The following is an 11,969-nucleotide window of genomic DNA, read 5'->3' on the forward strand; positions in this document are numbered from 1 at the left end:
CGACGCCCTCAACGCCCCCCCTCTCTCCCCTCTTTTCACAAAGAGCCAGCGGGGGAGGGGGTGTCGTGCGGGGGGCCGGCGGGGTAGGGCCCCGCGAACCCGAGCGCCGGCCCGCATCGGAGCCGGTCGCGCACGGTCTCGGCCCCCCCGTTCACACGGCACCAGCCCCCCAAAAGGCGCGAGTTCGCGGGAGGGGGTCCCCGCCGGCCCCCCGCACGACGCCCCCTCCCCCGCTGGCTCCGTTGCTGCCTAGATCACCCTTTGCCGAAGCGATCCCCGATGCTGGCAGGGCAGTTGGTCGCCCGGAAGAAGCTCGTCGGGAACGGGTGGTTCCCTCGGGTCGGCCTGATCTCCATGGTCACGGTCACCGGCGGCGCCGTCATCTGCCAGGTCACCGTGAACAGCTCGTCGTTGTCCTTCTGGGCGGTGGTCGTCCCGGCCTCGAAGAGCCGGAAGATCCCCCACGGCCCTTCGCGCACGAGCTCCTCGTCGAGCCCTCCCGCGCCGCGCACCTGGATCCTCGCGCCCTTCGCGCCTTCGCCCGGCCAGTTGAAGGTGTGCCAGAACTCTTTCTCGTTGCGATAGAGCCTCTTCTGACCGTCGACCTCGAAGACCACCTCGCTCACGATCGGGCTGACCGTCTTCATGTTGATGTGGAAGACGACCTTCGGATCCGCCCCCCCGCTGCTCCCGAAGAGCGCGTCGGAGATCTCGTTCGAGCGCCTCAGGCAGTTGTACAGGTTCGCGCTGAACGGCGTGAACGGCTTCGCCGCCTGCGGCTGCCCCGACAGGTGCGCCTTCGGGAAGAACTCGTGCCCGACCTGGTAGTGGAAGCCCTTGAGGTACGTCTCGTAGAAGCCCCAGAGCACCCCGTCCTTCGGCTTGAAGAAGGCCATCGCGTCCTCGAGCGAGGCGTCGCGTGACGACGCGAGGTTGAACGGGTAGCGGTCCTTGATCTTGTCGCGGTAGTGCGGCCAGACCTCGACCTCCCAGATCCCGCTCGCCGCGCCGCCTGCGCGCCGCACGACGGCCTTGTACGCCTGCCGGAGGGGGTTCATGAGGAGCGGCTCCATCAGCCGCTGCCCGTTCTGGTCCATCGAGAGCAGCAGCCCCTGGGTCTCTTTCACCGCGTCCTGGAACGCCTCCGTGGCCTTCGAGGTGTCCGCGTCCGGCGGCCCGTCCTCGACGACGCTCATCTCCCCTGCCAGCCGCTCGAGGTGGCCCACGTACTGGCCGAGCTTGGGCGGGGGCGGCGGGGGCTGCCCTTCGCCCGCCGGCGGCTGGGGCACCCCGAAGCTGGCCATCGACTCGAACTTGTCAGGCACCGGATCGTAGTGCTGGCGCTGGTTCCCCGTGAGCATCGAGTCGATCCGCACGCCCGTCCGCTGGTCGACCTTCTGCGCGATCATGTCCTTGGCCCTGTCGAGCAGGCCGCCGTCCGCCGTCAGCAGGCTCGGCTTCTCGTCCTTCCCGAACTGCGTCTCGTCCGAGAGCCGCTGGAGCAGCCGCCGGTAGGGCCAGTCGGGCGTGGAGAGCACCCTGAACTCGTGGATCGCGTCCCGGTTCGTCCTGGGGACGTCGACCTGGATGTCGCGGAAGAACGCCTCCCACTGCGCGATGTACGCGTTGTCGTAGTCCTGCCGGACGCGGTCGAGCTCCTTCTGGATCTGGTCGCCCTGCCGCTTCTCGTCGCTCGACAGGGGGAGCACCCAGAGCTCGCGCTCGAGCTTCTTCCTCCCCTCCTTCAGCGACTCGAGCACCTGCGCGTGCCCCTTGGCCGTGTAGGGCCCCTGCACCTCGAACCACGTCCCGCCCCGGTTCTTCTGCGCGCTGTGGACGACGGTCAGCACCTCGGGCCGATCCGCGAACATCTCGTTGAGCGACACCGGCGGGTACTTCAGGTTCTCCGGCGTGTTCGGCCCCGACTCGTCGTACTTCTGATCGATCAGGCTCGTTACAAACTGATCGTAGTAGCGCTTCGTCGGGTCGACCCGCAGCAGGTCGGCGCGCGCCCGGGCGATGAGCGGCTCGTTCAGCTCCTCGGCCTCGAGCTTCTTCCGCCGCACGAGGTCGATGTAGTACGCGACGTGCGGCGTGAGCCGCTCCTTGAGCTCGCTCTCGGGCAGATCGGTGAACGGCTTCAGGGTGTCGGCCCAGACCTGGACGAGCCGCCCGGTCTGCCACCGCGCCGCCTGCTCATCCATGTGGCCCTGGTACTCCTTGCCGAGCAGGAGGTAGCTCCGCAGGGCGTTGTAGCCGTCCAGGAACTCCCCGTCGCGCACCCTCTCGAGCTTCGCCTCGAGCTGCGCCTTCGCAGGGCTGACGAAGCCCTGCTTCAAGCTCGTGATGTACTGGCCCATCGTCGGCGGGAACAGCTTGTCCCCCTGGAACATGAACCAGCCGTACTCGATCGGCGTGTTCTCGACATAGCCGTCGAGCCGCCCCACGTGCTCCTGCAGCCGATCGAGCTTGTCGATGTTCGCGCGCACGTTCGGCGGCGTGCCGCTCCGCCCCGACCAGTCCACGAACGCGATCTCGTCCGAGATGCGCCGGGTCTCGGCGACGAGCCCCTTGTTGTTGAAATACGAGATCACCGCCGGCAGGAGGAACAGGAGCGCCACGAGCGCCGCGGCCGCGGCCACTAGGATCCGCTGCATCCGCCGCCGCCGGAGCTCCGCCTCGGAGCGCGCGGCGAGGTCCTGATCCGGGAAGACGACGTTGGTGAAGACGTCGTGCAGGAAGAAGCTCTTCGACTCCTTCGGGGCCGCCGCGTCCTCCTCGCCCTCGCCGAGCCCGGCGCGGAGCCCGAACGCGCGCCCCATCGCCCCGACCACGCGGTCGAGCGGCCGCCCCTCCTGGACGCCGCTCGTGAAGTAGAACCCGCGCAGGATCGGCGTGGGCGCCGCGCCCGCCTTGGGCGCGAACGCCGCCGCGACGAAGTCCGACAGGTTGCGCTTCACCGCCGCGAACTCGAGCGGGAACTGGTAGCTCTTCTCCTTCACCTCGCGGTTGCGCTCGCCGATGAGGCGCTTCGTGAGGCGCGCGTGGAGCTTCTCGACGAGCACGTCGAACTCGCGATCGAAGATCTTCCCGGGCTCGTCCTTGTTCTCGTCGAGCCGCACGGTGGCGCCCCACGCCTGGGCGCGCTCGCTCTTCTTCAGGTCGCCGAAGTACTCGGTGAAGCCCGCAACCAGGTCGCTCTTCGTGAAGAGCACGTAGACCGGCAGGACCATGTGCAGCGTCTGCTGCATCTCGTCGATGCGCGCGCGGATCTTCTTGCCGGTCTGATCGATCTGCTCGTCGCTCGCGTCGAGCAGCTCGCTCAGGCTCACCGCGACGATGACGCCGTTCAGCGGCTTCTGCTCGCGGTGCTGCAGCAGGGTCTCGAGGAACGCCATCCACTCGTCGTGGTCGTCGCTCTCGGTCGTGTACCGGCCGGCGGTGTCGAGGAGGATCGCCTCGTTCGTGAACCACCACTCGCAGTTCCTGGTGCCGCCGACGCCGCGCACGCCGGTGCGCTCGGGGTCGATGTACGGGAACACGAGCCCGGAGTGCCGGAGGGCGGTGGTCTTGCCTGCCCCGGGCGGGCCGACCATCACGTACCAGGGGAGGACGTAGAGCGCGTCGGCGCCCCGCTTGCCCCCGCCGAGCTTCGAGGCCTTGAGCGCGGCGATGCCCTCCTGCATCTGCCGGTTGAGCTCCTGGATCTCCGCGCGCCGCTCCGGCTTCGCGTTGATCACCTGCTCCTGCGCCTGCTGCGCGATCGCCTTCTCGAGCGCCCGCGCGGCGCGCGCCGCGCGGATGCGCCGATAGACCGCCAGCCCGACGAGCACGGCGAGGACGACCGCCGTCGCCACGAGCGGGATCTCGATCGGGAACGCCTCGGCCCCCTCCCCTGCCGCCGGGCGCAGCATGAACCACACTCCCCACACGGCGGTGAGGAACAGGGCGCTCAGGATCCACAGCCACATCGGAAGTCTCCCTCGGGAACAGCAGAGGACGGCGTAGTCGCCTAGGTCCCCGTGCTGATCAGCTTCTTGATCTGGTCGGCCACGCCCTCCGCGTCCGAGGCCACGACGAGCCGGAGCACGATGACCACGAGGACGGCCAGCACGAGCAGCCCGAGCGCGATGGCCAGGTAGGGCAGCTCGCGGCGCACCGCGTTCGCCCCGCCGTCCTTGCGCTCCGCGTTCGGCGCGAGGGCCTCACCGCCGCCCTCGGCGACTGCGACGTGGTTGCCCACGCCCTCGATGACGGCGCCGAGACCCTCTTGCTGGCGCAGACGATATTTCCCCTGGAAGCCGAGGGCCAAGCAGAGGAAGTAGATTTGCGCGACGTGGTTCCTTCCGCGCTGGCCGTAGAGGTTGTCGAGGTTCGTGAAGAACCCGTCGCCGGCCGTGTTCAGCTGGAAGAACTGGAACTGCAGCGGGTTCTGGAGCCACTGCGTCCTCCCCGGCCAGTTCGAGTTGAAGATCACCTCGTCGGCGAAGGCCGCGAGCGCGAACTTCGCGTCGATCATGTCCTGCTCGGGGATGCGCGCCTCCCGGCCGTTCTGCATCATCGTGTCGAACAGGCCGAGGACGCGCCGCTGGAGGATGTCGGGCGCCGGAAGGTCGCGCGAGTTCCTGAGCTGCAGGATCAGCGAGAGCACGTCGGAGCACACAAAGTACATCGTCTGCGAGAGGCTCATGGGCTCCTCACCCGGAAGGGGCGGCCTGACACGTTCACTTTCCTGCCGGGACGGCGATCAGCCGGAGATCGACCTTTTGCGGTTCGATCGGCTGGTAGATAGCGATCGTGCCAGAGCCGAGGATATCGTTCCAGTAATCGCCGTTCTGGTTGACGCGGAGGTAGACGAGCCCCGGCTTGACCGGGATGGCGCCCGGCGGCCGGTACTCGATGGCGACGTTCACGCCGGGCGTCGCGGAGTGCAGGATGTGGCCGATCTGCGTCCACGAGCCGATCTTGAGCAAGCGCGGGAGCCGCTCGCGCAGCGTGGCCTCGTCCGTGCCCTTCGCCTCGAGGAACATCTCGTGGCTGCGGGGCAGCTTCGGGTCCTCGAACCTGCCGAGGTACATGCCGTCCTCGCGCTTCTCGAGCGGCACGATGACGAACTGCTCGGTGACAACCTCGTTGATGAGCTTCCAGGCCCGGTCGAACATCGGGTCGAGGACGCCATCGAGCTCGAGGTAGTTGAACTTGGGGATCGTCGTCGGATCGCTGTCGGTGGCCGCAAACGTGCAGAGCTCTCCGATGAGCGAGCCCAGGACGACATAACACTGCTCCGGGTGCGCGCCGCCGTGGTCGACGAGGTGCGACACGATCGGGATGTACGAGTTCAGCGTGTGGAGCAGCCAGAACTTGGTGAGGTCGGAGGCCTGGAAGTCGACCGACGCCGCGTTGCGCATGCGCCGCCCCTCGACGAGCGACTTCTGCTTGCCGACGAGCGCCGAGAGCACGCGGCGGAGGCCCGACATGATGTGCTCCGACGTGTTGATGCGAAGGACCGACGGGATGAAGCTCTTCCGCAGGGCGATCGCGCCGGAGCTGTCGCGGACGAGCTGCGCGACGCGCACGGTCTGGTACGCGTCGCGCGGCTCGGTGCCGAAGAGGAGCCGCAGGTTGGTGCGGGCCCAGGTGACCGACTGCTCGTTGCGGCCGGAGTTCACGTCCGGGACCGTCGTCTGGGCGGCCACGAACCGCTGGGCGGGGCCCGCCTTCGCCGGGTCCAGGCTGATGTTCGCCGCGGTCTCGCGCAGGTTCGGGATGCCGAGGAAGACGTCGAGCGTCTTCAACGCGGCCGGGAAGGCGCCCTCGAGCGGCCGCGCCTCGACCTGATCTTCGCCGCGATCGCCGATGAAGAACGGCGTGCCATCGGGGAAGACGCCGTGGCATTTGACGACCTTGAACTGCCCGGCGGAGAGCGCGCGCTCATCGAACTGGGCGGACGTGATGCCCCAGTCGTAGCCCACGACGGCATGGAGGCGCGCATGGAGCAGCGTCTCGTGGTAGGCGTCCGTTTGCTGCAGGTGCTGAGGGGTCATGAAGAGCCCCTCGGTCCAGACCGGCTTGCGCGGGTGAATCATGTCGCCCGTCCAGTCTTATCAGATGTGCCGTGCGCGGCGTCGCGAAAGCGGGTCAGGCGCGGGGCGCGCCGACGCTGCGCTGCGCGCGACGTGACCGCGCGGCCGCTCGTCGTCGCCGAGGGCCGCGCGGTCACGTCGCGCGCGCCGCGTGGACTGCCGCTGGGAGGACGACCTGCGCGCGCCACGGCGATCACTTCCCCGGGCGAGCGGGCGCCTCTGGCGCGGCCACCTTCTTCGGCAGGCTGAGCCGGCGAACGGCGCTCGCGTTGGGGAACATCGACTCGTCGAACTCGACCCCGTTGTCGATCTTTGTCGAGTCGATGAAGAACGCGACCCGCGGATCGGCCACGGGCGGACCTGCGTCGGCCTCGCGGCCGCCGCACTGCGCCTCTCCGGGCGGGAGCGGGAACTCGTAGAAGGTCTTCCAGCTGTTGCCCTTCGGGCTGTGGAACAGGGCGGCGCCGACGAGGTGGCTCGCGTCGGGCAGGCGCTCGAACTTCACCTCGACGAGGTCGTTCGGGAAGACCTCGACCTCGTCGACCTTGGCGAGGTCGTCCTCGAGCGTCTCCTTGTCCTTGAGGAGGATCTGGTCGTAGGTCGCGTTCTCCATGCGCGCGCTGCTCTTCAGCTGGTAGAGCCGCACGACCACGGGCCGCGGGTTCCCGTTCTCGTTGGGGTTGATGTTGTCGGACGCGTAGATCGAGAGCGTCACGATCTGGACGTCGCACGGCTCGGGGGCCGCGGGCGGCGGCGCGGCGGACGTGCAGCCCGAGAGCGCGGCGGGCAGCGCAGCGCCGAGGAAGGCGGCGAAGGTCGCCGCGGCGATGGCCGCCGCGACCTTCGCCGGGGCCGCCCCGCGGAGGAGCGACGCCGGCCGACGTCGAGGCCCCGGCTGGCGCGCCGAGCCCTCCCCTGCGGGGGAGGGCGAACGGGGCTCCCCGATCCACATCGAACGCTGTAGGAGCTTGGCGAACGGGACCATGCTCCGCCCAATTTATGCGGAGTCTCGTGGCCAGTACAACTTTCGGTATGCGAGCGGCGTCGATCGGTCCGATTCAGTCCGTTTCAGTCCGTTTCAGTCCGAGAACGCGATCGTGAAGTTCTTCTCGGCGTCGACCCCGATCTGGAGCCGCTTGGGGAGCGGCCCATCCGCCATCTTCTCGAGGACGGCGACCGAGAGCAGCGGCAGGAGCGACGCCCGGAGGATATGGTCGATGTTGCGCGCCCCCGTGTCGACCTCGGTGCAGCGCGCCGCGATCGTCTCGACGAGCGCGTCCGAGTACGACGCCTCGATCCGCTGGCTCTTGCGCAGGCGGTCGACGAGCGCGTCGAGCTTGAGCCGCGTGATCTCGCCGAGCGCGTCGGGCGAGATCGGCAGGTACGGCACCGTCGTCATGCGCGCGAGCAGCGCCGGCTTGAAGTGCGCGGAGAGCGTCGGCTTGATCGACTCGACGATCTCCTTGATGAACTCGCCGTCGGCGTCGAGGCGGCGCGACGGGTCTTCTTCCCGCGCGGCGACCGTCATGTTCGTGATCTTGTCGGTCGCGAGGTTGCTCGTCAGGATGATGACCGTGTTCTTGAAGTCGACGAGCCGTCCCTCGCCGTCGCTCAGCATGCCCTTGTCGAACACCTGGTAGAACAGGTTCATCACGTCGGGGTCGGCCTTCTCGACCTCGTCGAGGAGCACCACCGTGTAGGGCCGCTGGCGCACGGCCTCGGTGAGCATGCCGCCCTCGCCGTAGCCGACGTAGCCCGGGGGCGAGCCGATGAGCCGGGAGACGGTGTGCTTCTCCTGGAACTCGGACATGTTGATGACCGTCATCATCCGCTCGCCGCCGAACATGAGGTCGGCGATCCCGAGCGCGGTCTCCGTCTTGCCGACGCCGCTGGGCCCCACGAGCAGGAACACGCCCTGCGGCGTGCTCAGCGGCTTCAGGCCCGCGCGCGCGCTCCGGAGCTCCTTCGAGATGCTCACGATGCCGTGCGTCTGCCCCTTGATCCGCCGGGTCAGCCGGTCCTCCATCTCGAGGAGCGCCTTCACGTCGTCCTGGACCATCTTGCCGACGGGGATGCCCGTCCACGCCGCGACCACGCTCGCGACCATGGCCTCGTCGACGTCCGGCCGGATCAGCGGAACCTCGCCCTGGCTCTGCTTGAGCTCGTCGAGGGCCTTCACCACGTCGCGGCGCGCGGCGTCCCGCTCCTCGCTCGTCTTGGCCTCGTCCATCTTCTTGCGGGCGTCGATGACCCGCTGCGTGCCCGCCGTCTCCTTCGCGTAGTCGGCGCGCACCGACTCGAGCTCGGCCTTCGCCTTGGCGAGCTTGTCCTTGAGCTCCGCGACCCGCTCTTGATCGATGTGGACGCCCTTGTCGCGATCCCGCTCGAGCGCCTTGAGCTCGGTCTCGGTGTTCACGATGAGGATCTCGGCGTCCTCGACCGCGGCGGGGCGCTGCTGCAGCGCGACCTTCACGCGGGCCGCGCAGGTGTCGAGCAGGTCGACCGCCTTGTCGGGCAGCTGCCTGCCGGTCAGGTAGCGCGCCGACAGCCGCACGGCTGCGGTCACCGCCTCATCCTGGATGATGACGTTGTGGGCCGCCTCGAACTTCGGCCGGAGCCCCCGGAGCATGACGACGGCCGCCGGCTCGCTCGGCTCGTCGACCTTCACCGGCTGGAAGCGCCGCTCCAGCGCCGCGTCCTTCTCGAAGTATTTCTTGTACTCGCTCCACGTCGTGGCCGCGATCGTCCGGAGCTCGCCGCGGGCGAGCGCCGGCTTGAGCAGGTTGGCCGCGTCGCCGCCGCCTTGCTGGCCGCCCGCGCCGATGAGCGTGTGCGCCTCGTCGATGAAGAGGATGATCGGCTTCGACGACCCCTTCACCTCGGCGATCACCTGCTTCATCCGGTTCTCGAACTCGCCCTTCACGCCGGCCCCTGCCTGGAGCAGCCCCATGTCGAGCCCGAGGATGTCGACGCCCTGCAGGAGCGGCGGCACCTTCGGGTTCTCCGGCGTGCTCTCGACGATGAGCAGGGCGAGCCCCTCGACGAGCGCCGTCTTCCCGACGCCCGCGTCGCCGACGATGATCGGGTTGTTCTTGCGCCGCCGCGCGAGGATATCGATGACCTGCCGGATCTCCCGCTCGCGGCCGAAGATCGGATCGATCTGCCCCGCGCGCGCCTTCCCCGTGTAGTCCACGCAGAACTTCGCCAGCGCCGAGTCGGGCCCGGCGCTCGCCATCCCGGCCGGCAGCTTCCCGGCCCCGGGCGCGCCTGCGCCCGCCGCCGCCGCGGCGGCCTCCGCCTCCTCCTTGGAGCCGGAGACGATCTTGGGGAGGTTGTTCTTGAGATCGTCTTTCGAGATGCCCTCGAGATACGCGCCGATGCTGCTCACCGAGTACCGGGTCGGCTGCTGGACGAGGCGCTGGAAGAGCACGCCGCTCCGGACCCGCTGGTAGCCGTACTCCATGGATCCGACGAGATAGGCGTCCTGCATCCACTCGAGCATCGTCGGCGAGAGCACGGGCCTCCCGGCGTTGCCCTTCCTCAGCTCTTCCAGGCTGCGCTGGAGCGCGGCGCGGAGGTGCGACGGGTCGAGATCATAGTGGGATACGAGAAACGCGATGTCGGAGTTCGCGTCGTCGAGCAGCGCGAGGAGCAGGTGCTCGAGCGTTACCTCGTAGTGGCGCGCGTTGACACACTGGCCAATCGCCGCCTCGAGGGCAGAGGTGCAGTTCTTGGTGAGTCGCTTGACGATGGCTTTGGTGTCGACGAGCTGCATGCGCGGCATGCTAACCGAGGCGCGCCCTCGTCCGAAAGCGCCTCGTCAGCCTCGCCCCTTGCGCTTCTTGTCCGCGGCCTCCGGGGCGCGGCCCTCGGCCCCGCTCGCCTCTCCGCGCTCCCGCGCGGCCGGCTTGGCCCCCCCGCGGGTCGCGTCGCCTCGCGGCGCCGGCGCGGCGTCGTGGGCGCTGTCGTCCTTTTCCTGCGCGGCGAGCGGCTCGCCGGCCGCGACGCGGTCCACCATGTCGGGCCGAATCCGCAGCTTGAGCAGGGCGCCAACGCGGAGCTTCTGGTCCGGCTCAATACGGTTATCGCGCGCGACGTCCTCGACGTCTATGACGAACTGCCGCGCCACGCCGATCAGCGTATCGCCGGGCGCGACGCGGTAGAGCATCACCTCGCGCGCGGACCGCGACTGCCCGCGCGCGGCGCGCGTCCGCAGCGGGGCGCGCGAGGCGTCGACAGCGTCGTCGTCGGACGAGCCCTCCGCGCCGTCGTCGAGCGACGACACGGCCACGGGATCGCGCATCGAGCGTCGCTTGCCGAGCGCAGGCCGGTCGTCGTCGTCCGCGTCCGCCGTCTCGGCCGCCCGCTTCCGCGCGGGCTTCGGGAGGAGCGAGAGCAGGCTCTCGTCGTCCCGGCCCCCCCTCCGCGGCGCGAAGTCGCGTCCGCCGAGCAGATCGACCGGATCGAGGATCGACGCGTCGTCCGTGGAGAGCAGCTCCGTGGAGAGCATCGCGGGCAGGGCGGCCTGCGCTCGAGCGAGCGTGTCCGGCGGGAGCATCACGAGGTAGTCTCCCCGTCCGGGCGGCACGCGGTCCCCCAGGATGTCGGGGTTCAGCTTCCGCAGCGTCGAGGTCCCGATGCCGGCGGCCTTCGCCAGCGTCTTGAGCGGCGTCCCCGGGGACACCGCGATCTCGGCGGCGTCGATCGGCCGGCTCACCGCGACCTCATCGAACCCAAACCGCTCCAGGTTGTTCGCCACGATCGCCGCCGCCCCGATCTTCGGCACGTACGCGGCCGTCTCCGAGGGGATCGCCTCCTGACGCGCCAGCTCGTTGAAGTCGGACGTCCCGTAGCGATCGATGCGGTCGAGCAGCTGCTCGTAGCCCATGTTGTAGGCCGCGAGCGCGAGATCCCAGCTGCCGAAGCGCAGGTAGAGATCGCGCAGGTGGTGCGCCGCCGCCTGCGTGGCGAGGCGCGGGTTCTTCCGCTGGTCGAGGTGCCGCGTCTGCTGGAGCCCGTAGACCGCGCCGGTGGCGGGCATGAACTGCCAGAGCCCCACGGCGCCCATCGGCGATTTCGCCCGCGGATCGAAGCCGCTCTCGATCATGGACACCCAGATGAGATCCTCCGGGAGCCGTCGCTCCCTGAGCTCGGCCTGGATCATCTCCTGGTAGCGCCCGCTCCGCTTCAGCCACGTCTCGAACATCTGCCGCCCGCGGTCGGTGCGCGTGAAGAAGCGGACGTACTTCAGGGTACGGCGCGACACGGCGAGCCGGAGGTCGGGCAGCTGCAGCTTCGAGAGCGCCTCGGCGCCGGCCGAGTCGAGGTCGTCCACGTCGTCCGCGTAGCTGCCTTCGGCCGAGAACGCGCGCGGCGGCCGCGAGAAGCTCGGCCGATCGAGCTCGCACGCGGCGCCCTCCCGCGCGTCGCGCCCCGCCGCCTCGCGCAGCCGCCACAGCTCCCGCGACTCGCCCCCCGGCGGCGCTGCCGGACCGTCGGCCCCTCGCGCCGGCGCCGCGTGCGGCGGCGGCGCCGCGGCGAGCGCCCCGACCGGCGCCGTGGCCCGCGCTGCCCCCAGCTGGTAGGTCGATACCGCCGACTGGACCGACGTGATCGCCGACTGGGGCGCCGCCATCCCGACCCCGTAGCCAAACGCCAGGGCCGAGACCAGGGGAGGGATCTTGTGGACGAGGCTCATTGATGTGTGGTTCAACGTCGCACCATGTAGGCAAACAGGTCAACAAACCGACCGGCCCGGACGAGCCGGGCTCGGCGCGCCGCTGGGCGGGCCGGCCTCGGCGTGGCCTCTGGGCGGGCCGGCCTCGGCGTGGCCTCTGGGCGGGCCGGCCTCGGCGTGGCCTCTGGGTGGGCTGCACGCAGACTGGC

General features: G+C 69.6%; 6 protein-coding genes. All 6 read right to left on the minus strand.

Going from position 1 to position 11,969, the window contains the following annotated elements; translation table 11 throughout:
* Positions 1-254: 254 nt before the first annotated feature.
* Complete coding sequence (tssM, locus tag WMF45_RS28040; protein ID WP_437707629.1) at positions 255-3,971, minus strand: type VI secretion system membrane subunit TssM; 3,717 nt, start codon at positions 3,969-3,971, stop codon at positions 255-257.
* A 41-nt stretch (positions 3,972-4,012) separates the two neighbouring features.
* The gene (locus WMF45_RS28045) at positions 4,013-4,690 is read right to left on the minus strand and encodes a DotU family type IV/VI secretion system protein (protein ID WP_437274698.1); all 678 of its coding nucleotides are present in this window, start codon (positions 4,688-4,690) and stop codon (positions 4,013-4,015) included.
* A 34-nt stretch (positions 4,691-4,724) separates the two neighbouring features.
* Positions 4,725-6,086, minus strand: a complete 1,362-nt coding sequence (gene tssK / locus WMF45_RS28050) for a type VI secretion system baseplate subunit TssK (RefSeq protein WP_437707631.1) — start codon at positions 6,084-6,086, stop codon at positions 4,725-4,727.
* Between the two features lie 190 nt (positions 6,087-6,276).
* A complete protein-coding gene (tssJ, locus tag WMF45_RS28055; RefSeq protein WP_437707633.1) occupies positions 6,277-7,035 on the minus strand; it encodes a type VI secretion system lipoprotein TssJ in 759 nt (252 codons plus the stop codon).
* A gap of 126 nt (positions 7,036-7,161) precedes the next feature.
* The gene (gene tssH, locus WMF45_RS28060; RefSeq protein ID WP_437707635.1) at positions 7,162-9,867 is read right to left on the minus strand and encodes a type VI secretion system ATPase TssH; all 2,706 of its coding nucleotides are present in this window, start codon (positions 9,865-9,867) and stop codon (positions 7,162-7,164) included.
* Positions 9,868-9,903: 36 nt separating this feature from the next.
* Positions 9,904-11,796: a transglycosylase SLT domain-containing protein gene (locus tag WMF45_RS28065; RefSeq protein ID WP_437707637.1), complete on the minus strand. Its 1,893-nt coding sequence runs from the start codon at positions 11,794-11,796 to the stop codon at positions 9,904-9,906.
* Between the last annotated feature and the right edge of the window lie 173 nt (positions 11,797-11,969).

It is taken from the genome of Sorangium sp. So ce448, assembly GCF_051520915.1.
GTDB classification, from domain to species: Bacteria; Myxococcota_A; Polyangia; order Polyangiales; family Polyangiaceae; genus Sorangium; species Sorangium cellulosum_B.

Bases quoted from the DNA above. Each gene is read 5' to 3' on its own strand.
- tssM (WP_437707629.1), bottom strand. From the start codon at position 3,971: ATGTGGCTGTGGATCCTGAGCGCCCTGTTCCTCACCGCCGTGTGGGGA.
- WMF45_RS28045 (WP_437274698.1), bottom strand. From the start codon at position 4,690: ATGAGCCTCTCGCAGACGATGTACTTTGTGTGCTCCGACGTGCTCTCG.
- tssK (WP_437707631.1), bottom strand. From the start codon at position 6,086: ATGATTCACCCGCGCAAGCCGGTCTGGACCGAGGGGCTCTTCATGACC.
- tssJ (WP_437707633.1), bottom strand. From the start codon at position 7,035: ATGTGGATCGGGGAGCCCCGTTCGCCCTCCCCCGCAGGGGAGGGCTCG.
- tssH (WP_437707635.1), bottom strand. From the start codon at position 9,867: ATGCCGCGCATGCAGCTCGTCGACACCAAAGCCATCGTCAAGCGACTC.